Here is a 22,628-nt window from a genome sequence, read left to right as displayed (position 1 = left end):
GCTTCCAGGCTGTTGCTGAATTATCGTCAACGCTCACCGTCTCTCGTCATCACCGGCCTTGTGCCGGTGATCCCACTTGGAAAAGTGCGGCGCTTCACAGGATCGGGATAGCCAGGACAGGCCCGGCTATGACGGAAAGGTCTTACTCAGCTTTGCACCCCGCCACTTCCCCCACTTCCAACTCCTCCCTGCAAGGGAGGAGAGTTTTGGCCTCAGGTCATCCGCGCGAGATCGCCGAGCAGGCTTGCCGCGACGGTGATCTTCGACAATGTCAGGCCCGACGAGACGATGCCGTCGACCGCACTTCTGATGCGGTTGACGTCGGCGCCGCGCTTCTCGCTCCAGGCCCGCACGGCCTCGATGCCGGAGACGTCCTGAGACGATACTTCCGCCGTCAGGCCGCGGTGGGCATAGGCGATGCTGTCGATGGCCCGATCGAGCGCCAGACGGTCGAAATAGTCGCTGACATTGATCTGCTGTGCCGCATTGATGAGCGCGCCGAGCCGGAACGAGGCCTCGAGCGCGAAATGGGTGCGGGCGATGTCGCTGACCGGCTTGCCGGTCTTCTGCGCCGTCTGCGCGATGTCGGGAGCCGCCACGAGATCGGGCAGCGACGCGATGCGGCGCGCCAGATCCTCCGGAGTGCCCTCATCCATCAGCGCCTTGGTGCGTTCGTGCCACGCTCCTTGCGCCTCGGGCGACAATGTCTCGGTGAGGCTGCGCTCGACCTCGGCGACTCCGGCCCGGTAGGTCCCGATGATCTCGTCGAGGGAGTGATTGACGAAATCCACGTTGCGGATGAACCAGACGATCCGGTTCATCAGGAGATCTTGCAGCTCACCGTAGAGATGCAGCTGCATCCTGCCCGGAACCACGCCGTCGAGGGCATCGATGGCGACATTCATCTCGGTGAGGCCGAAGGAATCGCGGGTGGCCGCATAGGCCGCCGCGATGGTGGGCGCATCGGCGCCGGTCTGGTCGACGAGGCGGGCCACCATGGTCGGTCCGCCCCGGTTGATGATCGCGTTGGCGAGCTGCGTCGCGATGATCTCGCGGCGCAGGCGATGGGTCGCGATCGCATCCGGAAAGCGCTCGCGCATCTCGGTCGGGAAATAGCGCTCCAGCTCCTTGCCGAGATACGGATCGTCCGGCACGGGGCTTTCCAGCAGCTCGTCGTGCAGGGAGAGCTTGGCATAGGCCAGAAGCACCGCGATTTCAGGCCGCGTCAGGGCCTCGCCACGGCGCCCGCGCTCGGCCAGCGTGCTGTCGTCCGGCAGATACTCGACAGACCGGTTGAGGCGTCCCTGCGCTTCCAGCATGTGCATGAGCCGGCGCGCGAAGCCGAGATCCGCGACGCCAAGCTGCTCGGAGAGCGAGATGGCCAGGCTCTGCAGGTAGTTGTTGCGCAGGACGAGAGCTGCGACATCCTCGGTCATGTCGGCCAGGAGCTCGTTGCGCTGTGCCTCGGTGAGGCGTCCGTCGCGCTCGGGCGTGGTCAGCGCGATCTTGATGTTCACCTCCACGTCGGAGGTGTTGACGCCTGCGGAGTTGTCGATGGCGTCCGTGTTGAGGCGGACGCCGCTCTGCGCCGCCTCGATGCGCCCGCGCTGGGTCACGCCGAGATTGGCGCCCTCCCCGACCACCTTGGCGCGCACCTCCGGACCACTGATGCGGATCGCGTCGTTGGCGCGATCGCCCACCTGCTCGTCGGTCTCGGTGGATGCGCGGATATAGGTGCCGATGCCGCCGAACCAGAGCAGGTCGACGCGGGCTTTCAGAATCGCGTTCATCACCTCGGCCGGGGTGGCCTGGGGCTTGTCGATGTCGAGAAGCGCGCGCATCTCGTCCGAGAGCGGAATCGATTTCGCATTGCGCGGGAACACGCCGCCGCCGGCCGAGATCAGCCCCTTGTCGTAGTCCTGCCAGCTGGAACGGGGCAGATTGAACAGCCGCTCGCGCTCCTTGAAGGAGCTTTCAGGATCCGGTTTCGGATCGATGAAGATGTCGCGGTGGTCGAAGGCCGCCACGAGCTTCAAGGCCCGCGACAGGAGCATGCCGTTGCCGAACACGTCGCCCGACATGTCGCCGACGCCCGCCACCGTCACCGGCGTGGTCTGGATGTCGACGTCCATCTCGCGGAAATGGCGCTTTACCGCCTCCCAGGCGCCGCGGGCGGTGATGCCCATTTTCTTGTGGTCGTAGCCCTGGCTGCCGCCGGACGCGAAGGCATCGCCGAGCCAATGGCCCTTCTCGATGGAGAGCGCGTTGGCGATGTCGGAGAAGGTGGCCGTGCCCTTGTCGGCCGCGACCACGAGATAAGGATCGTCGCCGTCGTGGCGCACGGTGTCGGCCGGCGGGACTACGCTGTCGCCGACGATGTTGTCGGTGAGCTGCAGGAGCGTGCGCACGAAGATGCGGTAGCTCTCGGTGCCCTCCGCCAGCCAGGCCTGCCGGTCGCTCGCGGGCGGGAGGTGCTTGGGCACGAAGCCGCCCTTGGCGCCCACCGGCACGATGACCGCATTCTTGACCTGCTGCGCCTTCACGAGGCCCAGCACTTCCGTGCGGAAATCCTGCGGACGATCGGACCAGCGCAGGCCGCCGCGCGCCACCTTGCCGAAACGCAGATGCACGCCTTCGACGCGGGGCGAATAGACGAAGATCTCGTAGAGAGGCTTCGGCAGGGCCAAGCCTTCCACCTTCGCGCATTCGAACTTGAACGCAATGGTCTGGCGCGGCAGGCCGTTGTCCTCGAGCTGGAAGAAGTTGGCGCGGATGGCGGCTTCGATCAGATTGACGAAGCGGCGCAGAATCCGGTCGTCATCGAGGCTCGTGACCTCTTTGAGCTGCTCCTCGATCTGCTCACGGATCGCGGCCTCCGCAGCGGCACGCCCGTCGTCCTTGCGCGGGTCGAAGCGCGCATAGAAGAGCCTGACGAGATCGGCGGCGATCGCGCCGTGACGAGCGAGCGTCTCGGCGATGTAGTCCTGCGCGTAAGTGACCTGGATCTGGCGCAAGTAGCGGCCGAGCGCCCGCACCATGGCGACATCGCGCCAGCCGAGACCCGCCTCGAGCACGAGGCGGTTGAAGCCGTCCGATTCGGCGAGGCCGCGGAAAAGCGCGAGCAGGGCCGCTTCGATCAGCGCCTGGATCTCGTCGATCTTGATCGCGCCACCTGAAGCGCGCTCCAGGGTCATGTCGTGGAGCCACACCCGGTCCGTCGCGCTGAAGGCGACCCGATAGGTACGCTCATTGACGACGCGGAAACCGAGATTTTCCAGGAGCGGCACGCGCTCCGACAGCGGCAGCGCCACGTTGAGCGAGAACACCTTCAGGTTCACGCGGGTCTCGTCATCGCCTTCACGGCGATAGAGATCGACGGCGCGGGGACGGGCCTCCGAGAGCTGCTCCAGGAGAGCGATGTCGGCGATGGCCTGCTCCGCCCCGAAGGCCTCGCGATAGGCCGCGCTGAAGGCTTCGGCATAGCGGGATGCCAGCGCCCGCGCCCGGGCGCCGCCGACGCTGCCGTCGAGCGCGTCGCGCAGGGCATCGCTCCAGGTGCGGACGATGGCGGCGATGCCCTTCTCCAGGGTCTCGCGCGGCACATCCGGGGTCTCGCCCTCGTCGCGACCGATGATGTAATGGGTGCGCGCGAGCGGCCCTTCCGGGTAATCCGGATAGGATGCGGAGACGCGCCCCTCATAAATGCCGGCCAGGAACTGGCCGATGCGCTGGCGTGCCTGGGTGTCGTAACGGTCCTTGGGCACGAAGACGAGCACCGAGACGAAGCGGTCGAACTCGTCGGTGCGGGCGAGCGCCCTCACCCGGGGACGCTCCGACAGGTTCATGATCTCGATGGCGAAGTGATAGAGCGTGTCCTCGTCGATCTGGAACAGCTCGTCGCGCGGATAACTTTCGAGCACGTTGAGGAGCGCGCGGCCGGCATAACTCGCCGGATCGAAGCCCGCACGGGCGACGACCTTCGCCACCTTGTGGCGCAGATAGGGCACTTCGGCGGTGGTGTTGGTGTAGGCGCTTGCCGTGAACAGGCCCACGATGCGCAACTCGCCGCGCAGATGTCCGCTGTCGTCGAACAGCTTGACGCCGACATAGTCGAGATGGGCGCGGCGGTGGACGCGGGATTTCACGTTCGCCTTGGTGATGATGAGCGCCTGCGGACGCGCTAGGAAGGCGCGGATTTCCGGCGTCATCCCGACCAGTTCACGGCCGCGACGGAGCACGCGCACGGATGGATCGCGGAGCAGACCGAGGCCCGAGCCCTCGACGGGATCGGCAGCAGTGTCGCCTGAGGGCAGACGGTATTCGCGAAGGCCCAGGAACGTGAAGTTGTCCCGCGACATCCAGTCGAGGAAGGCGACGGCCTCCTTCACCTCGTCTTCCGGCAGCGGCGGCGGATTGAGGCGGTAATTGTGGACGATCTCGGCGATCCGGGAGCGCATGCCCGGCCAGTCATGGACCGCAACGGAGACGTCCCTGTGGACGAGGCGCATGGCTTCGATCAGGCGGGTCCGGGTCTCGGGATCGTCAAGTCGGGGCAGATGGATATGGATGAAGCTTTCGCGCTTGACGCCGAGCCGCAGGGCGGCGGTGGCCTCGCCGACCAGGCGCACGAGAGCGCCGCCCGCATCCCGCTCCACGGCCAGGATCGGGTGGGCGACGAGCATCGGCTCATAACCCTGGTCCACGACCTCGGCGAGGGTCGAATCGAGCAGGAAGGGCATGTTGTCGTTGACGATCTCGAGCACCATCACGTCCTGGCGCCGGCCGTCACGCTCGATCTCGAAATCGAACAGGCGGATATCCGCGCCCTCGGCGGTGCGGGAGGCCTTGAGATGATCGAAGGCTTCCGCAGCGAGATCCGCCAGCGTCTGCGGCGAGTAGGGCGCCAGATCCTCGGGCGGGACACGCCCGTACAGATCGCGCACGAAGGTTGGCGGGATGGCCTTATGGCCTTTTTCCAGCACGGCGACGGCTTCCGCCGTCAATTCGCTTCCGCTGGTCGGTGTATCCAGCTTCATGCGCGCATCCTCTTAATATGTTTGGAGCTGTTTCCACTCCTGTGAAATCAGCTCTTCCCTCTGCCTTATCGCATTTTTCGGTGAACCGGATTCACTTCGCCGAAGAATGCTCATCTTTGAACTGGCGCATCGTGCGGAAAATTGGATCCACTTTTCCGCACGATGCGCTGGCCGCGGGAGCGTTGCCACAGTGTGGCAGGTTGCGCAACAAAAGCATAAGGTTCTGAACAAAGTTAGGTAAAGTTGCTGCATTGCACAGACACTTTACGCTGCCTTGGCCTCCTGGGACGACAGATTTACGTCGCCCCATTCCTTCATCGCCATGAGCACTGGCTCCAGAGAGCGGCCTCGGGCCGAGAGCGTATACTCGACCCGGGGCGGAACCTGGGCGTAGACGGTCCGGACGATGAGACCGTCAGCCTCCAGTTCGCGCAACTGGTGGGTGAGCATGCGCTGGGTGATGGACGGGATGAGCCGGCGCAACTCGTTAAAACGCAAGGTTCCGCGGAGGAGCTTGTAGAGCACGATGATCTTCCACTTGCCGTCGATCAGGCTCATCGTCCTTTCGACGGCGCAGCCTTGAACCCTCTGCACTTTCTGCGGCATCACGGTATCCTTTTCGACACTATGGGCTGTTTTTGTGCGTTCTTGCGGTTCGTAAGACTATGCTCAACTATCTCCCCGTCAACAGGAGACCTCCCATGCGCGCCGTCGGATACCAGCAATCCCTTCCGATTGATCAGGACGCTTCCCTCATCGATGTCGACCTGCCCCGTCCCGAGCCGGGCCCGCGCGACCTCCTCGTCGAGATCAAGGCGGTCTCCCTCAACCCTGTCGATACGAAGGTCCGCATGCGGGCTCAACCGGAGCCGGGCGGCGTGAAGGTCTTGGGCTTCGATGCGGCCGGGATCGTCAGAGGCGTCGGCAAGGACGTCTCCCTGTTCAAGGCAGGCGACGAGGTGTTCTATGCCGGCGCCATCACGCGGCAAGGCACCAATGCAGAGTTCCACGTGGTCGACGAGCGGCTGGTGGGCACAAAGCCGAAATCCCTCAAGTTCGAGGAGGCGGCAGCCCTCCCGCTCACCACGCTCACCGCCTGGGAAACCCTGTTCGACCGGCTCGAGGTCAAGCGTCCGGTGAAGGGCGCGGCGAACGCCATCCTGATCGTGGGCGCCGCCGGCGGCGTGGGCTCCATCGCGACTCAGCTCGCGCGCCAGCTCACAGATCTGACGGTGATCTCCACCGCCTCGCGGCCGGACACGCAGGCTTGGGTCAAGGAGCTCGGCGCCCATTATGCGATCGATCACAGCAAGCCTCTTGCCGCGCAGGTGGAGGCGCTGGGGATCGGCGCCCCGGCTTTCGTGTTCTCGATCACGCATACCGAGACCCATTTTGCGGAAATCGCGAAAACCATTGCGCCGCAAGGGCGCTTTGCCCTGATCGACGATCCGACGACGCCGCTCGACATCAGTCTGCTGAAGGGCAAGAGCGTCTCGATCCATTGGGAATCCATGTTCACGCGCTCCACGTTCCAGACCGCCGACATGGAGCGGCAGCACGAGATCCTGAACGAGGCCTCGCGCCTTGTGGATGCTGGCACGATCAAGACGACATTGGCTGAGGTCATGGGTGCGATCAACGCTGCGAGCCTCAAGCGCGCGCATGCCTTTATCGAGAGCGGCCGCGCGCGAGGCAAGATCGTTCTGTCAGGATTTTAGACACTCTCTCACGTCATCACCGGCCTCGTGCCGGTGATCCCGATCAGATAAAACGCTGCGCCGAAATGGATCGGGATGGTCGGGCCAAGCCCGGCCATGACGTGGAGAGGTCATGGATGATTGTTGAGCTCATCAGGCTCACAGATTCAGTCGGATGCGTTGAGCAAACGTTAACCGACAAAAAAGAGGGCTTTGCGATCTGGACCATCGCAAAGCCCTTTAAACAAAGGAAAAGGCTGCCTTGAAAGGCAGCCTTGTGTCTCGAGGGTGGCCCGGCCCTTCGCGCGACTCAGAGGGCTGGGGGGCTGACGTGTCCAAGCCGTTCAAAGAGCCGGGCCGTCGAGGCAACTTGAGTATTAACGGCATTCAGTGCGGCTCCATCACGGCGCGATTGAGGCAGGAATAAGATTTGCAAAAGAACCCGTGATTCATTGTGTGATCATGGGTTGATCCCATAGCCGCCGAAGCCCATCATCAGGATACGTTGACCAGCCATGGGAGGCTTCATGAGCGAAGGTGACATCGCAGAGCCGCTGCGCGGCGGCTCGATGCAGGGTTCGGCCCACATCGTTCCTTTCCCCGCCGCGCCGAAACAGGTGTCCTTCGACCGTGCCGAGTTGCAGGCCATACTCAATCTCTACGGCCGCATGGTGGCGGCCGGCGAATGGCGCGATTACGCGATCGATTTCATGCCCGACAAGGCCGTCTTCTCCATCTTCCGACGCACGTCCGAAATGCCCCTCTACAGGATTGAGAAAGACCCGAAACTTTCCAAGAAGCAGGGCGCCTATTCGGTTGTCGTCTCGACAGGCCTGATCCTCAAGCGCGGACATGAACTCGACCGCGTGCTGCGCGTGCTGGACAAACCGAAGGTTGTGTCGGCTTAGGACCGGTACAGGGGCCGCTCCGCTGGCTGGAACACCCTACTGCTCATCGCGTTGCAGGGATGATGTCGCAGAAGCCGAACCGGCTTCTGCGACGATGCGGCCCTATGACAGCGGCAACGACGAGGCACCTCATGACGCGCGACTTGGCCGGCCTCTCCGTCGTGATTACCGGCGCGTCGAGCGGCATCGGCCGCGCCGCGGCGCTCGCATTCGCCAAGCGTGGTGCCCACGTGGCGCTTGCAGCACGCCGGACAGAGTTGATCGAGGAAGTCGCCCGTGAGTGCCGGAATCTCGGCACGCAGGCCATCGCCGTGCCCACCGACGTAACCGACGCCGGAGCGGTCGAACATCTGGCCCAGGCGGCACGGCGCACCTTCGGCGCCATCGATGTCTGGATCAACAATGCGGGCACGGGGGTGTTCGGCCCCTATCCGGATGCGGATATCGCCCTCCACCGCCGCACGATCGAGGTGAACCTGCTCGGGTCCATGCACGGTGCCTATGCGGTCCTGCCTGTCTTCCTCGACCAAGGTCGCGGCATTCTCATCAACAACATTTCGCTCGGAGGCTGGGCGCCGAGCCCCTTTGCGGCCGCCTACACGGCCTCCAAGTTCGCCCTGCGGGGATTCTCGGCCAGCCTGCGGCAGGAGTTGGGGGATCATCCGGATATCCATGTCTGCGGCGTGTTCCCCGCCATCATCGATACGCCCGGCTTCGAGCATGGGGCGAACGTCTCGGGCCGGAAGATCAATCTGGGACCTCTGATCTACGCTCCTGAGGACGTGGCCGAAACCTTCGTTTCGCTCGTGCACCGGCCGCGCGACGAGGTGGCTGTTGGATGGCCGGCGCGGGCTGCACAGATCGCCTATGCGTTGGCTCCCCGCCGGACGGAGCGTCTCATGGGTGCGGCGATGCGTCGGGCGCTCGAACGCGCGTCCCCTGCGCCACGTACGCAAGGGGCGCTGCTGCAGCCCGTTCCGACAGGCAGGGGCGTGAGCGGCGGGTGGCGCGATCGCAAAGGTCTGCCCTTCTCGGCGCGCCAGACCAGCACCGCCATAGGGATCATGGCATTAGCAGGCTTGGCCCTGCTCCTTGGGACGAGAGCCGCGGCGCACACGCGGCGCTGATCAGATCGGGCGCGTCGGCGGTTCCTGCACGCCGCACCCGAGGGGCCGCTGCATCAGCACGGTGGAAAGCCAGCGCCCGTGCTTGTAGCCGATGCCCTTCAGGATGCCGACAGGCTCGAAGCCCATGCGCCGGTGCAGGCCGATGGAGCCCTTCGATTCCTCGTCGCCGATAACGGCCACCATGAGCCGGAAATCCCGTTTCTCGCATTCCTCGATCAGAGCGGCGAGCAGCAGGCGCCCGACGCCCTGCCCCTGGGCGGACGGCGCGACATAGATCGAATCCTCCACCGTCGAACGATAGGCCGGCCGCGTTCTGTAGGCGCCCGCATAGGCATAGCCGAGGATCGCACGGTCCTTTTCCGCCACCAGATGGGGATAGCCACCCTCCAGAATGGCGGCCCGGCGGCGCGCCATCTCCACCTCGTCGGGAGGGTCGAGCTCGAACGAGGCCGTGCCATGCGTCACCGCATGGGCATAGATGGCCGTGACGGCATCGAGGTCGGATTCGGACGAAGGGCGGACGAGAATGCTCATGGGATTTTTTTAAAGCACTTCCAGAGAAGGAGGGAATAGCATTCAGGATTGGGAAGACTGTCTTTTTATCGTCCTTCTGCCTAAACATGGAGCATCATTGGAAAGGCCTGCGCGTGAACGAGCTCAGCCCCAGCAAGCCGCAGCCATCCACCGCCTCCAGGACGCAGGCTTATGTGGTCTGGACTGCGATTCTGGCTTCCAGCATGGTTTTTGCCGATGGCGCCATCGTCACCGTCGCGATGCCGCAGATGCGCGAGAGCCTACAGGCTTCGCTGTCCGAGATGCAATGGATCACCAATGCCTATGCGCTGACCCTGTCAGCCTTTCTGCTCCTTGGTGGGGCAGCCGGCGACGCCTACGGTTTGCGACGGATATTCATGATCGGCATCGCCTGCTTCGGCCTCACCTCCCTATGGTGCGGCCTGTCGGGATCGGCCGGGATGCTGATTGCGGCCCGGGCCTTCCAGGGGATCGGCGGCGCCTTGCTAGTGCCGGGATCGCTCGCCCTGATCAGCGCTCATTTCCCCAAGGATGCGCGGGGCAAGGCCATCGGCACCTGGGCGGCAGCCTCCGGCATCGCCGCAGCCCTCGGGCCGATTCTCGGCGGCTGGCTCATCGATAACGGACCCTGGCAGGCAATCTTCTGGATCAACGTCCCCATTGCCGTGCTGGCGCTCTGGCTGTGCTGGCGGCATGTGCCGGAAAGCCCGGCGGCGGAGACCGTCATGGACTGGCTGGGTGCCGTCCTGGCGGTCGCCGGGCTCGGTCTCCTCGCCTATGGGCTGACGGCGCTGGGCGAATGGGACAGCCATCGGGCCATCGCGATCCTGCTGACCCTCGCCGGTGCGGCGGTCCTCGGCCTTTTCGTGCTGCACGAGAAGCGCTGTGCCGCGCCGATGATGCCCCTCGATCTGTTTCACGTGTCGGCTTTCGCCAACGTCAATGCGCTGACCCTGCTGCTCTATTTCGCCCTCAGCGGCGCCTTGTTCTTTCTGCCGGCGGCGCTGATCGAGGCCCATGGCTATTCGGCCGCCAAGGCAGGCTCCGTATTTCTGCCCTTCACCATCCTCATGGCCGTGCTCTCCCGGCGCGGCGGCGCCATGGCCGACCGGTTCGGCACCCGCATGCTCCTCACCGTGGGTCCCCTCATCACGGCCTTAAGCTTCGCGCTTCTGGCCCCTGCTGTCTTCCATGGCGGCTACTGGATCGCGGTGGTGCCGGTCATGGCCGTCATGGGGCTGGGCATGGGAATCACGGTCGCGCCGCTGTCGACGACGGTGATGAATGCCGCCCCCGACGAGCGCATCGGAGTGGCCTCGGGCGTCAACAACGCGATCTCCCGCGTCGCGGGCCTCATCGCCGTCGCCGGACTGGGCGTCGTGGCTACGTTCGGATTTCGGCAGGCTGCGCTGTGGGCATCGCCGGAGATGGCCGATCTCTTCGCGCAGGCGACCTTCGGCGCCTTCCCGCCGATGTCGGCCTCGCCATCCGACGGCGTAAAAGAAATCTACGCGGCGGCCATGATCGGCGGTTTCGGGCTGGTGACTCTGATCTGCGCCGCTGCGGCTGGTGCGAGTGCCTGTTTCGGCTACCGCTCGGCGCCTTCGGGACAGGCATAAGCCTGTTGTCTTTTGGCATCCGTCTATTTGACCAGCGCGCATGCGCAAATGACTCGCCGCATGTCCGGTTTGAGCGTTAACTGCATTCGCTGGGGCCAAACTCTAAGGACGAGGTGAGCCATGGCCATGTATCTTACGCGCTTCAGCTACACGCCCGAGACGTGGGCGCGCCTGATCGAAAGCCCCGAGGATCGACGCGCGGCGGCCCGTTCCTACATCGAGTCGGTCGGCGGAAAGCTGCACGGGTTCTGGTACGCCTTCGGCGAACACGATGGCTGGAATTTATGGGAGGCGCCGGACAACGTGTCGATGGCAGCCGTCGTGCTTGCCATCGGCGCGGGAGGCGCGCTCCGCTCGTGCGAAACGACGGTCCTCCTCAGCGTCGAGGAACTGATGGCAGCCCTCGGAAAGGCGAAGTCGGTCGGGTATCGCCCCCCAGGGGCGTAGCGGGTCGCCGGGCGACACTCGCCAAAAGAAAAGCCCCGGCTTTTCGGCCGGGGCTTCGTGATCGTTCGATCCGCTGGTCCTTACTCGTTGCGGTTGCCCACGAGAGCGAGGAGGAACTGGAACATGTTGATGAAGTCCAGGTAGAGCGTCAGGGCGCCGAACACGGAGGCCTTGCCGGCGGCCTCGGAGTCGAGGTTGCCGTACAGGTACATCTCCTTCAGCTTCTGCGTGTCGTAGGCGGTGAGGCCTGCGAAGATCAGAACGCCGATCACGGAAATGCCGAACTGCAGGGCGCTCGACGCGACGAAGATGTTCACGATCGAGGCCAGGATCAGGCCGACCAGACCCATGATCAGGAACGAGCCCATGCCCGACAGGCTGCGGCGGGTGGTGTAGCCCCACAGGGACAGCGCGCCGAAGGACGCGGCCGTGATGAAGAACACCTGCACGACGCTCGCACCGGTGTAGCGGATGAGAAGCGTCGAGAGCGAGGCGCCCATCACCGCCGCGAAGGCGAAGAAGGTGCCGCGCGCCGCAGCCGCAGACATCCGGTCCATGCGGAACGAGAAGAGGAAGATGAACGCCAGAGGCGCCAGCGCCACGACCCACATCAGGGGCGTGCCATACAGAATCCGACCAAACTCCGTCAGGCCGACCCCGCCCATGCGGGCAACAGCCTGCGACGGATCGCTGGTGACCGCCAGCATGTTCACGCCGAGTGCGACCAGGGCCGAGATGGCAAGGCCCAGAATCATGTTGTTGTAGACGCCGAGCATGAAGGTACGCAGGCCCTGGTCGACCTGTGCCTCCGTCCGGGCAAAGCCGGTGCCATAGGCGGATTGGTTTTGCTCATACGGTTGCATCGGAGCCCTTTCTCACGGTGTCCCGTTGATGTTCCCTCGAAAGGCTGGGAAGTCAGCCCTCGGCCGCCGCAAGTTTTCGACGGCACTTGAAATATGAGAGGGATGCCTCCATTCCGCAAGGGGGAGAGCCAAGCTTCAAACCTTCGTGAAGAAGAAGAACGAAGAGCAGAAATCACGCTGCTCTTCATCAGGGCAGGCCGCTTTTTTGTAACGCCCGGCCGACGGCCCGGACGTTAAAGACTTCTTAAGTATGAAGCCGGCTTTTGACTTAAGATCCGCCAAGTTCCCATCAGGCCTAATCCGACGCTCACGAGAACGGCGAGCAGAGATGCCAGCACGGCTCCCGAGAGATCTAACGTAAAGCTTAGGTTCATGATTCGGGTGATGATGAAATAGGACGCGATCGTGCCGGCCAACAGGCCGAACACGGCCGTTGCCAGGCCCAGCAGTCCATACTCGAGCGCATAGGCCGAAATCAGCCGGACCCGGGTGGCGCCGAGCGTCTTCAGCACCACCGCATCGTAGAGTCGCGCCCGGTGGCCGGCCGCCAGGGCGCCGGCGAGAACCAGAAGGCTCGCGACGAGCGCGATGGAACTCGCGCCGCGGATCGCCATGACGAGCTGCGAGACCACGTCGTTCACCGCCTCCAGGGCATCCTTCACCCGAACGCTCGTGACCATGGGATAGGCCTGGGCGGAGCTTCTCAGGATGCGGGCATCGAGCGCGGCATCCGAACCGTTCGGGAAGGTGACGGTGGCCAGATGCGTGTGCGGCGCGCCGGCGAAGGCATTGGGAGAGAACACCATGACGAAGTTGATCCCCATCGAGCGCCATTCGATCTCGCGCAGGTTGGCGATCGTGGCGCTGATGTTGCGACCGAGCACGTTGACGGTGATCTCGTCGCCGATCTTGAGGCTCAAGCCCTCCGCGATCTTGCGGTCGAAGGAGACGAGCGGCCTGCCCCGGTAGTCTTCCGGCCACCATTCGCCCTGCACCACCTTCGAGCCCTCCGGGGGCGCCTTGGCGTAGGTGATTCCGCGGTCGCCCTCCAGCACCCAGGATACGTCCTCAGGCGCCTTGACCTCAGAGACGGGCCGCCCGCCGAGCGTCACGAGACGCCCGCGCATCATCGGCACTCTCTCGATATGGGCCTCCGAGGCCTGGTTCTTGAGGAAACCCTCGAAGGCATCCGCCTGCTGGTTGGGAATGTCGAGGAAGAAGAAGCTGGGTGCCCGCTCCGGCAGGCTCTGCGTCAGCTGGCGGGTCAGGTTGGTATCGATGAGCGCCAGGGTGACCAGCAACGTGATTCCCAGCCCCAGGGACAGCACCAGGGAGGGGGTGAGCGCACCGGGCCGATGGATGTTGGCCAGCGCAAGCCGCGGCGGGGTGCTGCGAGGACGCGGCAGGCGGCGGGCAAGCGCCATGATTCCCAGCGCCACGAGGCGCAGGAGCAGGAAGGACCCGGCGGCCGCGCCCACGAACATCAGGGCAATGCGACGGTCGTAGGCTGCGAGCAACGCCAGTCCGACGAGGGCGGCGACGGACAGCACGAGGGCGATCAGGTAGCGCTTGCGCGGCCAGCGCCGCTCCGGGTCGATCTGGTCCCGGAAGAGACCGGAGACCGGTACATCATGGGCCCGCCCCAAGGGCGCCAGCGCGAAAACGAGGGCCGTGAGGATGCCGTAGAGCAGTGCAATGCCGAGTTCGCTCCAGGCCAGAGTCGGCTGGATCGGGATCGGCAGCAGATGGCCGAACAGCCCGGTGACCACGAACGGCAGGACGGCACCGAAGGCCAGACCGATGCCGATGCCGACCAGCGCGATCAGCATCACCTGCATCAGGTAGAGCAGCACCACCTGCCCACCGGGAGCCCCGAGGCTCTTCAAGGTGGCAATCGAGGCGCGCTTGCGGTCGACGAAGCCGCGCACCGCATTGGCAACGCCGACGCCGCCTACGAGAAGCGCGGTCAAGCCGACGAGGGTGAGGAACTGGGTGAAGCGCTCGATATTGCGGGCAAATCGCGGATCGGCATTGAGGCGCGTGCGGATGTTCCAGCCGGCCTCCGGCAGGACGCGTTTCACCTCCGCCTCGATCTGGGTCAGGCCTTCTTCCGTGGACACATTGGGCGGCAGGATCAGCCGGTAGGTCCAGCGCACGAGGCTTCCCGGCTGGACGAGGCCGGTCGCCTTCAGGGCGTCCTGCGAGAGCAGGAGACGCGGCCCGAAGCCGATGCCGTCGGCGATCTTGTCGGGTTCGGAGACGAGGCGCGCCCGCAATTCCACGTTGGCTGCTCCGACCGTTACCCGATCGCCCACCTTCAGGTCGAGGCGGGCGAGAAGTGCCGCATCGACGGCAGCCCCGAAGGCGCCGTTGCGCTCGGAGAAGAGGTCGGCAGGAGAAAGCTGCGGATCGGTTTCGAGGGCGCCGACAGTCGGGTAGCCTCCATCGACGGCCTTCATCTCCACCAGCCCTGAGCCCTTCTCGCCGGCCACCGCCATGGCCCGCATGGTGGCGACGACATTGACCCGGCCCTTCGACTCGAGGAACGCCCGCTCAGGCGCACCCGCCTCCCGCTGGAGCAGGGAGAAAGCCATGTCGCCGCCGAGAATCCGCCGGCCCTCGCGGGAGATCCCCTCCGTCAGCGAACGGGACAAGGACGAGACGCTGGCGATGGCCGCAACGCCGAGCGCGATGCAGGCGAGGAAGATGCCGAACCCTCTCAAGCCCCCGCGCAATTCCCGGAAGGCGAGGCGCAGCAGGAGGGGCAGGCGCGACGCGGATGCCGGACGTCGCTGCGGCGTGGCGGGAAGGGAGCCGTGCATGACCTTTGCCCCCTTACGCCACGACCGAGGCCGCGCCGGCCTCCACCTGCCCCGAGCGCAGACGCACCATGCGGTCGCAGAGGCGGGCGAGATTGAGATCGTGGGTCACGAGAACGAGGGTCGCACCCCGGTCGCGCTTCAAGGCGAAGAGCAGATCGATGATGGACCCGCCCGTGTTCTCGTCGAGATTGCCGGTGGGTTCGTCCGCAACGAGAATGGCAGGATTGGGCACGATGGCGCGGGCAATCGCCACGCGCTGCTGCTCGCCGCCCGAAAGCTGCGCCGGGTAATGATGAAGGCGATGGCCCAGGCCGACCGCCTGCAATTCCGCCTCGGCCCGCTCGAAGGCATTGCTTTCGCCGGCGAGTTCCAGCGGAAGTGCCACGTTCTCCAGCGCCGTCATGGTGGGAACCAGATGGAAGGACTGGAACACGATGCCGATCCGCCGGCCGCGGAAACGGGCCAGCGCATCCTCGTCCAGGCCCGACAGGTCGGTGCCGTCGACGATTACCTTCCCCGAATCGGGCCGCTCGAGACCGGCCATGGTCATGAGCAGGGTCGACTTGCCCGAGCCCGAAGGGCCGATCAGGCCCACCGCCTCGCCCTTGTCGACTTCGAGAGAAATTCCCTTGAGGATATGCACCCGTGCGGCCCCGCGCCCGAGGCTCAAATCGACATCGTGCAGCGCGATGGCCTTGTCCTGCATACCCATTCACCCGATGTGTTGGAAACTTGGAAGTTACCCGGTTCTAGTCCGGTAGACATGGGAAGCCTATCGATGAAGCGCCAATCCGGCCCATTCATGACGATCATTTTTGCGTGTGCGGCGGCCCTTGCCGCCATGGTCGCCCCCCTCCCCGCAGCTCACGCTCAAAGCAAATCGATTCGCCTCGTCGCACTGGGCGACAGCCTGAGCGCCGGTTACAACCTGCCGCAGGAGGCCGCTTTTCCGGTGGCGCTGGAACGTGCCCTCAAGGCCAAGGGCTACAAGGTGGAGGTCGCCAATGCGGGCGTCTCCGGCGACACCTCCTCCGGCGGCCTCGACCGGCTCGACTGGTCCGTGCCCGACGGCACCGACGGGGTGATCCTGGAACTCGGCGCCAACGACATGCTGCGTGGCCTCGACCCGGCCGGAACCCGCAGGAACATCGAGGCCATCGTCGAGCGCCTGAAAAGCCGCAACATTCCGGTCCTGCTCGCGGGCATGTACGCCTCGCGCAATCTCGGCCCGGATTATGTGCAGAAATTCGACAGCATCTATCCGGACATTGCGAAGAAGCACGACCTTGTGCTCTATCCCTTCTTCCTGGATGGCGTCGCCGGCGACCGGTCCCTCAACCTGCCCGATGGCCTGCACCCGACAGCCAAGGGCGTCGAGATCATCGTCGAGCGCATCCTGCCCAGCGTCGAGAGCTTTCTCGCCCGTCTTTCCCAGCGCTGATCGTCTTCAGCGCCTCATTCTTGCCTGAACGCGGCGGATCATGTCCCCGCGAGGAGCTTACCCATGGAATATCGCTGCCTCGGCCGCACGGACCTCAATGTCAGCCTCATCTGCCTCGGCACCATGACCTGGGGCCAGCAGAACACCGAGGCGGACGGCCATGCGCAGATGGATTATGCCCTCGACAAGGGCATCAACTTCTTCGACACGGCCGAGCTTTACTCGATCCCACCCCGCCCGGAGACGCAAGGATCCACCGAGCGGATCATCGGCTCCTGGTTCAAGGCGCGGGGCAGCCGTGACAAGGTGGTCCTCGCCACGAAGGTGATCGGCCGCTCCGACAGCACCTGGTTTAGGGACGACGGCTCCAAGGGTGAGCTTTCGCGCGCCCAGATCGAGGAAGCGGTGAACAAGAGCCTGAAGCGGCTCCAGACCGACTATATCGACCTCTACCAGATTCACTGGCCCGACCGCCCCATGCCCTGGGGCTCGAACCCGACGATCTTCCGTCATCAGGAAGGACAATCACACCCCATTGCCGAGACGGTCGAGATCATGACAGACCTGGTGAAGGCCGGAAAGATCCGCCATTTCGGCCTCTCCAACGAGAGCGCCTGGGGCACCATGACCTTCCTCAAGCATGCGGACGCCAAGGGCCAGGCCCGCGTGCAGTCGGTGCAGAACGCCTACAACCTCCTCAACCGCACCTATGAGGTCGCGCTGGCGGAGGTCACCATGCACGAGAATGTCAGCCTGCTCGCCTACTCGCCGCTGGCGCAAGGGTATCTGACAGGCAAGTACCTCGACGGTGCCCGCCCGGCTGGAGCGCGCACGACCCTGTTCAGCCGCGGCCAGCGCTACGAGAACCCGACCGCCGAGGCCGCCATCCGCAAATACATCGCGCTCGCGAAGGAATTCGGCCTGGATCCGGCCCAGATGGCGCTGGCCTTAGTCAATTCCCGCCCCTTCCTCACGTCGAACATCATTGGCGCGACCTCCATGGAGCAGCTGAAGACGGATATCGCGTCGATCGACGTGACGATCACGCCGGAGCTGGAGGAGCGCATCAACGCGATCCATGTCGAGCACTGCAATCCGTGCCCATAGTCTCCTCTCACGTCATGGCCGGGCTTGTCCCGGCCATCCCGATCCTGTGAAGCGCGGCGCCACTCGCATCGGGATCACCGGCACAAGGCCGGTGATGACGTAGGGGGGCTCCTGCCACGGGGAACAAACCCTCTCACCAATCGTCTGACTCGCACCAGCAAGCCTCGGGAGGTGCCACATGCCCCGCCTGTTCACCGGCATCGAGATCCCCCCCGAGATCGCCCTGGCCCTGTCGACGTTCCGCGGCGGCCTTCCCGGAGCGCGCTGGATCGATCCGGAAAATTATCACCTGACCCTGCGCTTCATCGGCGATATCGACGAGCGCATGGCCGATGACGTCACTTCGATCCTCGGCGAGAGGCGCCAACGCGCTCCTCTCACCATCACCATCGACGGACTCGACACCTTCGGCGGCGGCAAGCCCCGCGCCGTCTTCGCCCGCACCTCCGGCAACGGCGCGTTGAACGAGTTGCAGGCGGAGCAGGAACGCCTTCTGCGCCAAGTCGGCCTGCCCCCGGAGACGCGCAAGTTCACGCCGCATGTGACCCTGGCGCGCCTGCGCAACGTCTCGCCCATCGACGTCGCAGACTACATCGCGACTCGAGGTCATTTCGAAAAACTGAACTTCACGGCCGATCGCTTCGTCTTGTACTCCTCCCGGAACTCCGTGGGCGGCGGACCTTACGTCATCGAGGCGGCTTATCCGTTGAGCTAGCTCGACGCATGGGTGTGGGCAGGTTACATCGCGCCCATGGCTTCCCTCGTCTTCATCACCCATCCCGAAGTGGTCATCGACCCCGACCAGCCCATTCCCGAATGGCCCCTGAACGCCACCGGGCGCGCCCGCATGGAGCGTTTCGCCGGGCTGCTCGCCGGCAGGGACGTGTCCGCAATCCATGCCAGCACCGAACGCAAGGCCATGGACGGCGCCGCCATCGTGGCGGAGCGCCTCGGCCTGTCCTATCGTACCGACGAGGATCTGGGCGAGAACGACCGTTCCGCTACGGGCTACATCGCACCGCCGGAATTCTGGGACGTGGTGCGCGAGTTCTTCGGCCACCCGCATGAGAGCATCCGCGGCTGGGAGCGCGCCGTCGACGCGCAGACGCGTATCGTGAATGCCGTCGGCCGGATCCTGCGCGAGGACGAGACCACCGGCGACATCGTCGTGGTCTCTCACGGCGCCGTCGGATGCCTGCTCACGGCCCATCTGCAGAAGGTGGAGATCGGCAAGGAAAGCCGCCCACAACATCCCGGCGGCGGCTGCTTCATCGTCATCGACCGTGATTCGTTCACGCTGACGCAGGATTGGCGCGCCATCGAGGACGGGTTTGCGGATTGAGGAAAGACCGAAACCCCAGTGTCATCCTCAGAGTCATGGCCGGGCTTGTCCCGGCCATCCCGGTTGGAAGAGCGCTGCACCTCAGACAATCGGGATCACCGGCACGAGGCCGGTGATGACGTGGAGAGGGTCAGATTCCTTCCCGGCCAGCGGCCGCCGGGGATGACAAGGTGAGTTTCGCGCTTGCATCCTGCCGGCCTTGGGACTAGCCCCGGAGCCAGAGCCCGAAGCAGAACGACTTTCCATGATCCGCAACCGCATCGCGCAGTTGGCGCCCGGCATAGCCCTGTGCGCGGCGATCGCGCTTGCGGCGATGGGGCTGCAATGGGTCGAGGAGCACTGGGCCGGTCGGCCATGGCTGGAGGCGCTCGTCATCGCGATCCTGCTCGGCACTATCGTCAGGACCCTATGGACGCCGGACAGGCGCTGGGTTCCCGGGATCGGCTTTTCCGCCCGGACCCTGCTCGAGGTCGCCGTCATGCTTTTGGGGGCCTCGATCAGCTTTCAGGCGGTTCTCGATGCGGGACTTAGCCTCATCATCGGCATTGCCGTCGTGGTGGTGTTGGCCATCGGGGCGAGCTACGGGCTCGGTCGATGGCTCGGGCTGCCGAAGCGCATGGCGGTGTTGATCGCCTGCGGCAACTCGATCTGCGGCAACTCGGCGATTGCCGCCGTGGCGCCGGTCATCGGGGCCAAGCCGGAGGACGTGGCTTCCTCCATTGCGTTCACGGCCATTCTCGGCGTGATCGTCGTGCTCGCCCTGCCCCTGCTGGTGCCGCTCCTCGGCCTGTCGATGACGCAATACGGCGTACTCGCGGGGCTCACGGTCTATGCGGTGCCTCAGGTTCTGGCCGCCACCGTGCCGGTGAGCCTCGTCAGCACGCAGCTCGGCACCCTGGTGAAGCTCGTGCGCGTGCTGATGCTGGGGCCGGTAGTGATCACGCTGTCGCTCGTCGCAGGCCGCAGCACGAAAGACGCGAAGCCGAGCCTGTCCTGGAACCGCCTCGTGCCCTGGTTCATCGTCGGCTTCCTGGGCCTCGCAGTGCTGCGCTCGCTCGGCGTCATTCCCGATGCGATCCTGCAGATCATCGTTCCGGCGGCGACGCTCCTGACCATCATCTCCATGGCGGCACTGGGCCTCGGCGTCGATCTCAAGGTTCTCAAAAGCGTCGGCGCGCGGGTGACGCTCGCCGTGACGCTCTCGCTCCTGGTGCTGATCGCGATCAGCTTGAGCCTCATTCGGCTCCTCAACATCGCATGAGGCCTTGAAACATCGCCCCTGCGCTTCATCACTAAGGCAGGTCTCCTCCTCACGATGAAATGCGCTCATGCCCCGCCTGACCGAATCCGAACGTTCCGAACTCCTGCCCGCCCTCGATGGCTGGGCGCTCGTCGAAGGCCGCGACGCCATCCACAAGCGCTTCGTCTTCGACGATTTCAACGCGGCCTTCGGCTGGATGACCCGCGTCGCGCTCGCGGCCGAGGCCATGAACCACCATCCCGAATGGGCGAACACCTACAACAAGGTCGAGGTGACCCTCGCCACCCATGACGCCAAGGGCCTGACGCGCCGCGACATCGAACTGGCCCAGCGCATGGACCAGATGGCGGCGGGCCTGGCGAAGAGGTGAAGTCGTGGCGGGAGCACCCATCCGCACGGGCGGCTGTGCCTGCGGGCAGCTGACCTTCGAGGCCCGGGGCGAGCCGAAGCGCGTGGGGCTCTGCCATTGCATGACCTGCCGCAAGATCAGCGGCGGTCCCTTCAACGCCTACGTGATCTTCGCCCTCGATCAGGTGACGATCTCGGGCGACTTTCGGGGCTGGTCCGCCACGCCGGAATCCGAGCGCTGCTTCTGCCCGACTTGCGGCTCGCAGGTGTTCGACCGGGATTCCGACACCGAGATCGAGATCAAGCTCGGCGCCTTCGATGAGCCGAATCTTTTCTCCCCGACCTACGAGGCCTGGGCCAAGCGCCGCGAATCCTGGCTCTGCACACCCGATCTCGAGAGCTATCCCGAGAACCGGGGCAAAGGATCGTAAGCGCCTCCTATTTCGGCTGCATTCGCAACGCGCCGTCGAGGCGGATGCCTTCGCCGTTGAGCATGTCGTTCTCGATGATCGCTTTCACCAGCGTGGCATATTCCTCCGGACGGCCGAGGCGCGAGGGGAACGGCACATTGGCTTCGAGCGCCTTGCGGTAATCCTCCGCGATCCCCTCGAAGAGCGGCGTGTGGAACAGGCCGGGCATGATCGTCATCACGCGGATGCCGAAGCCGGACAGGTCGCGGGCAACGGGAAGCGTCAGGCCCAGCACGCCGCCCTTGGAGGCGGCATAGGCCGCCTGTCCGATCTGCCCGTCCTGCGCGGCCACCGATGAGGTGTTGACGATGACGCCGCGCCCGCCGTCAGGCGTCACCGGATCGAGCCCGGCCATGGCCGTGGCGCATTTCGCGATCATGGCATAGGTGCCGATCAGGTTGATTTCGACCGCGCGGCGGAAGCTTGCCACGTCGTGGGGGATCAGTTCGCCTGTTTCGCGTTTCTTGGAGACCGTGCGCTTGCCCGGCGCGATGCCGGCGCAGTTGACGAGGATGCGTTCGATGCCGTTGGCCGCGCGGGCCGTGGCAAGCGCCGAATCGATCGAACCCTCGTCCGTGACGTCGGCCTTGCAGAACACTGCACCGATTTCCCGCGCAACCACCTCGCCGCGCTCGGCGTTCATATCGAGGATGGCGACCTTCGCGCCGCCGGAGGCGAGCATGCGCGCCGTCGCCTCGCCGAGGCCCGAGGCTCCTCCGGTGACGATCGCTGCCATCATTTTGTCGAGCTTCATCGCTTTTCTCCCACTTTCCGGAGACGTCTTAAGCTATCCTCGACGGGACGGGAACGCAGACCATGGAAGGAGCAGATTGCATGAGCGAACCCTTCACGAAGCCTTTTACCAGGGCCGAGATGGAGGCCATACGCAGGGAGACCCGTGACGAAGAGGGCCTGAAGCGTCGGTTCTGGGACAAGCTGAAGCGAGTTGCCGGCAAGATTCCCTTTGCCGAAGACCTCGTGGCTGCCTTCTTCTGCGCCACGGACCCTTCGACGCCGAGCCGCGTCAAGCTGATTCTCTTCGGTGCGATTGCCTATTTCGTGTTTCCGACCGATGCGATCACCGATCTTCTACCTTTGTTTGGCTTTGCCGATGACGCAGCCGTACTCGCTGCAGCCATCACCCAGGTGGCTGGTTCCATTACGGAAGAGCACAAGGAAAAGGCGCGGAATGCTCTGAAGGAGGCGTCCGTTGCAGGATAACCGTGGACGCTAGGATTATATTCAGCAGGAAGAATATTGACTTATTGAAATGTTATTATAAATATCGTAGAGATATCTCGTTCGCAAAAAAGTTATTTCGTTTCCTCTGACTTTTAAAGACGAATAAGCTTTTCATGACCACCTTAGGGCCGCTTCGGCGGCCCTTTTTCTTCGCCTGCATTCCGGCTCAAACTAGAGCACCGGTCATTCAGACGAATCCGTATCCGGCTGCGGTGAAGTAGTTACGGCATGCCTCGGGCTCGACGAGATCACAGATGTCGCCGATGGCCCGCCAGAGCGCCTCGACGGTCCGGGCTTCGGCTTTGCGCAAATGTGCTTTGATCTGTGAGAAGACCTGCTCAATCGGGTTCAAATCCGGACTGTA

General features: G+C 64.6%; 20 protein-coding genes and 1 pseudogene. 13 read left to right on the top strand and 8 right to left on the bottom strand.

From position 1 onward, the window contains the following. Positions 1 to 212: 212 nt before the first annotated feature. A complete protein-coding gene (locus KHP60_RS12595) occupies positions 213 to 5,036 on the bottom strand; it encodes an NAD-glutamate dehydrogenase (RefSeq protein WP_213564586.1) in 4,824 nt (1,607 codons plus the stop codon). 264 nt (positions 5,037 to 5,300) lie between these two features. After that, positions 5,301 to 5,642, bottom strand: a complete 342-nt coding sequence (locus KHP60_RS12590; protein ID WP_213564585.1) for a helix-turn-helix domain-containing protein — start codon at positions 5,640 to 5,642, stop codon at positions 5,301 to 5,303. A gap of 95 nt (positions 5,643 to 5,737) precedes the next feature. Here KHP60_RS12590 and KHP60_RS12585 point away from each other — a divergent pair, with 95 nt between their 5' ends. From KHP60_RS12585 to KHP60_RS12575, 3 genes are all read left to right on the top strand, one after another. Next, positions 5,738 to 6,754, top strand: a complete 1,017-nt coding sequence (locus KHP60_RS12585) for a zinc-binding alcohol dehydrogenase family protein (RefSeq protein WP_213564584.1) — start codon at positions 5,738 to 5,740, stop codon at positions 6,752 to 6,754. 506 nt (positions 6,755 to 7,260) lie between these two features. Next, entirely contained in the window at positions 7,261 to 7,641 is a 381-nt protein-coding gene (locus KHP60_RS12580) for a DUF2794 domain-containing protein (RefSeq protein WP_213564583.1), read from the top strand. Positions 7,642 to 7,772: 131 nt separating this feature from the next. Then, entirely contained in the window at positions 7,773 to 8,768 is a 996-nt protein-coding gene (locus KHP60_RS12575) for an SDR family oxidoreductase (protein ID WP_311925027.1), read from the top strand. On the opposite strand, the gene KHP60_RS12570 is transcribed toward KHP60_RS12575, so the two are convergent. Continuing rightward, positions 8,769 to 9,302 carry a GNAT family N-acetyltransferase gene (locus KHP60_RS12570; protein WP_213564579.1) on the bottom strand — a complete coding sequence of 178 codons (534 nt, stop codon included), beginning with the start codon at positions 9,300 to 9,302 and terminating at the stop codon, positions 8,769 to 8,771. It lies immediately after the preceding gene. Between the two features lie 113 nt (positions 9,303 to 9,415). On the opposite strand from KHP60_RS12570, the gene KHP60_RS12565 reads away from it, so the two are divergent. Together KHP60_RS12565 and KHP60_RS12560 are read left to right on the top strand one after the other, a co-directional pair. Continuing rightward, positions 9,416 to 10,921 (top strand): MFS transporter, encoded by a 1,506-nt coding sequence (locus KHP60_RS12565; protein WP_311925026.1) that lies wholly within the window; start codon positions 9,416 to 9,418, stop codon positions 10,919 to 10,921. Between the two features lie 120 nt (positions 10,922 to 11,041). Next, complete coding sequence (locus tag KHP60_RS12560) at positions 11,042 to 11,368, top strand: GYD domain-containing protein (protein ID WP_213564573.1); 327 nt, start codon at positions 11,042 to 11,044, stop codon at positions 11,366 to 11,368. An 80-nt stretch (positions 11,369 to 11,448) separates the two neighbouring features. Here the strand turns inward: KHP60_RS12560 and KHP60_RS12555 are convergent, their stop codons facing one another. From KHP60_RS12555 to KHP60_RS12545, 3 genes are all read right to left on the bottom strand, one after another. Continuing rightward, positions 11,449 to 12,231, bottom strand: a complete 783-nt coding sequence (locus KHP60_RS12555; RefSeq protein WP_213564565.1) for a Bax inhibitor-1/YccA family protein — start codon at positions 12,229 to 12,231, stop codon at positions 11,449 to 11,451. A gap of 233 nt (positions 12,232 to 12,464) precedes the next feature. Then, a complete protein-coding gene (locus KHP60_RS12550) occupies positions 12,465 to 15,053 on the bottom strand; it encodes an ABC transporter permease (RefSeq protein ID WP_213564558.1) in 2,589 nt (862 codons plus the stop codon). A gap of 13 nt (positions 15,054 to 15,066) precedes the next feature. Continuing rightward, positions 15,067 to 15,759 carry an ABC transporter ATP-binding protein gene (locus KHP60_RS12545; RefSeq protein ID WP_213564556.1) on the bottom strand — a complete coding sequence of 231 codons (693 nt, stop codon included), beginning with the start codon at positions 15,757 to 15,759 and terminating at the stop codon, positions 15,067 to 15,069. 72 nt (positions 15,760 to 15,831) lie between these two features. On the opposite strand from KHP60_RS12545, the gene KHP60_RS12540 reads away from it, so the two are divergent. The 7 genes from KHP60_RS12540 to KHP60_RS12510 all read left to right on the top strand — a co-directional run bounded on the left by KHP60_RS12540 (position 15,832) and on the right by KHP60_RS12510 (position 20,983). Next, complete coding sequence (locus tag KHP60_RS12540) at positions 15,832 to 16,494, top strand: arylesterase (RefSeq protein ID WP_213564555.1); 663 nt, start codon at positions 15,832 to 15,834, stop codon at positions 16,492 to 16,494. A gap of 63 nt (positions 16,495 to 16,557) precedes the next feature. Then, positions 16,558 to 17,601 carry an aldo/keto reductase gene (locus KHP60_RS12535; protein ID WP_213564554.1) on the top strand — a complete coding sequence of 348 codons (1,044 nt, stop codon included), beginning with the start codon at positions 16,558 to 16,560 and terminating at the stop codon, positions 17,599 to 17,601. Positions 17,602 to 17,779: 178 nt separating this feature from the next. Beyond that, on the top strand, positions 17,780 to 18,316 hold the full coding sequence (gene thpR / locus KHP60_RS12530; protein ID WP_213564546.1) for an RNA 2',3'-cyclic phosphodiesterase: 537 nt from the start codon (positions 17,780 to 17,782) through the stop codon (positions 18,314 to 18,316). A 36-nt stretch (positions 18,317 to 18,352) separates the two neighbouring features. Further along, a complete protein-coding gene (locus tag KHP60_RS12525; protein ID WP_213564544.1) occupies positions 18,353 to 18,943 on the top strand; it encodes a histidine phosphatase family protein in 591 nt (196 codons plus the stop codon). A 244-nt stretch (positions 18,944 to 19,187) separates the two neighbouring features. Beyond that, positions 19,188 to 20,204: a YeiH family protein gene (locus KHP60_RS12520; RefSeq protein WP_213564543.1), complete on the top strand. Its 1,017-nt coding sequence runs from the start codon at positions 19,188 to 19,190 to the stop codon at positions 20,202 to 20,204. A gap of 67 nt (positions 20,205 to 20,271) precedes the next feature. Further along, entirely contained in the window at positions 20,272 to 20,574 is a 303-nt protein-coding gene (locus tag KHP60_RS12515; protein ID WP_213564541.1) for a 4a-hydroxytetrahydrobiopterin dehydratase, read from the top strand. A 4-nt stretch (positions 20,575 to 20,578) separates the two neighbouring features. Continuing rightward, positions 20,579 to 20,983 (top strand): GFA family protein, encoded by a 405-nt coding sequence (locus tag KHP60_RS12510; protein WP_213564539.1) that lies wholly within the window; start codon positions 20,579 to 20,581, stop codon positions 20,981 to 20,983. Positions 20,984 to 20,990: 7 nt separating this feature from the next. Here the strand turns inward: KHP60_RS12510 and KHP60_RS12505 are convergent, their stop codons facing one another. Then, complete coding sequence (locus tag KHP60_RS12505; protein WP_213564537.1) at positions 20,991 to 21,776, bottom strand: SDR family NAD(P)-dependent oxidoreductase; 786 nt, start codon at positions 21,774 to 21,776, stop codon at positions 20,991 to 20,993. An 80-nt stretch (positions 21,777 to 21,856) separates the two neighbouring features. Between KHP60_RS12505 and KHP60_RS12500 the strand changes: the two genes are divergently transcribed. After that, the gene (locus KHP60_RS12500) at positions 21,857 to 22,243 is read left to right on the top strand and encodes a YkvA family protein (RefSeq protein WP_249688731.1); all 387 of its coding nucleotides are present in this window, start codon (positions 21,857 to 21,859) and stop codon (positions 22,241 to 22,243) included. Positions 22,244 to 22,451: 208 nt separating this feature from the next. Here KHP60_RS12500 and KHP60_RS12495 read toward each other — a convergent pair. Then, positions 22,452 to 22,628, bottom strand: a pseudogene (locus KHP60_RS12495) (IS630 family transposase); the annotation flags it as partial.

This window comes from Microvirga sp. 3-52 (genome assembly GCF_018383585.1).
In the GTDB taxonomy this organism is placed as follows: Bacteria; Pseudomonadota; Alphaproteobacteria; order Rhizobiales; family Beijerinckiaceae; genus Microvirga.
This window is presented reverse-complemented; position numbering and strand designations above follow the sequence as displayed.

What these genes read in the sequence shown, in the direction of transcription:
- KHP60_RS12595 (WP_213564586.1), bottom strand. Translation starts at nt 5,036, where the DNA reads ATGAAGCTGGATACACCGACCAGCGGAAGCGAATTGACGGCGGAAGCC.
- KHP60_RS12590 (WP_213564585.1), bottom strand. Translation starts at nt 5,642, where the DNA reads ATGCCGCAGAAAGTGCAGAGGGTTCAAGGCTGCGCCGTCGAAAGGACG.
- KHP60_RS12585 (WP_213564584.1), top strand. Translation starts at nt 5,738, where the DNA reads ATGCGCGCCGTCGGATACCAGCAATCCCTTCCGATTGATCAGGACGCT.
- KHP60_RS12580 (WP_213564583.1), top strand. Translation starts at nt 7,261, where the DNA reads ATGAGCGAAGGTGACATCGCAGAGCCGCTGCGCGGCGGCTCGATGCAG.
- KHP60_RS12575 (WP_311925027.1), top strand. Translation starts at nt 7,773, where the DNA reads ATGACGCGCGACTTGGCCGGCCTCTCCGTCGTGATTACCGGCGCGTCG.
- KHP60_RS12570 (WP_213564579.1), bottom strand. Translation starts at nt 9,302, where the DNA reads ATGAGCATTCTCGTCCGCCCTTCGTCCGAATCCGACCTCGATGCCGTC.
- KHP60_RS12560 (WP_213564573.1), top strand. Translation starts at nt 11,042, where the DNA reads ATGGCCATGTATCTTACGCGCTTCAGCTACACGCCCGAGACGTGGGCG.
- KHP60_RS12555 (WP_213564565.1), bottom strand. Translation starts at nt 12,231, where the DNA reads ATGCAACCGTATGAGCAAAACCAATCCGCCTATGGCACCGGCTTTGCC.
- KHP60_RS12550 (WP_213564558.1), bottom strand. Translation starts at nt 15,053, where the DNA reads ATGCACGGCTCCCTTCCCGCCACGCCGCAGCGACGTCCGGCATCCGCG.
- KHP60_RS12545 (WP_213564556.1), bottom strand. Translation starts at nt 15,759, where the DNA reads ATGCAGGACAAGGCCATCGCGCTGCACGATGTCGATTTGAGCCTCGGG.
- KHP60_RS12540 (WP_213564555.1), top strand. Translation starts at nt 15,832, where the DNA reads ATGAAGCGCCAATCCGGCCCATTCATGACGATCATTTTTGCGTGTGCG.
- KHP60_RS12535 (WP_213564554.1), top strand. Translation starts at nt 16,558, where the DNA reads ATGGAATATCGCTGCCTCGGCCGCACGGACCTCAATGTCAGCCTCATC.
- thpR (WP_213564546.1), top strand. Translation starts at nt 17,780, where the DNA reads ATGCCCCGCCTGTTCACCGGCATCGAGATCCCCCCCGAGATCGCCCTG.
- KHP60_RS12525 (WP_213564544.1), top strand. Translation starts at nt 18,353, where the DNA reads ATGGCTTCCCTCGTCTTCATCACCCATCCCGAAGTGGTCATCGACCCC.
- KHP60_RS12520 (WP_213564543.1), top strand. Translation starts at nt 19,188, where the DNA reads ATGATCCGCAACCGCATCGCGCAGTTGGCGCCCGGCATAGCCCTGTGC.
- KHP60_RS12515 (WP_213564541.1), top strand. Translation starts at nt 20,272, where the DNA reads ATGCCCCGCCTGACCGAATCCGAACGTTCCGAACTCCTGCCCGCCCTC.
- KHP60_RS12505 (WP_213564537.1), bottom strand. Translation starts at nt 21,776, where the DNA reads ATGAAGCTCGACAAAATGATGGCAGCGATCGTCACCGGAGGAGCCTCG.
- KHP60_RS12500 (WP_249688731.1), top strand. Translation starts at nt 21,857, where the DNA reads ATGAGCGAACCCTTCACGAAGCCTTTTACCAGGGCCGAGATGGAGGCC.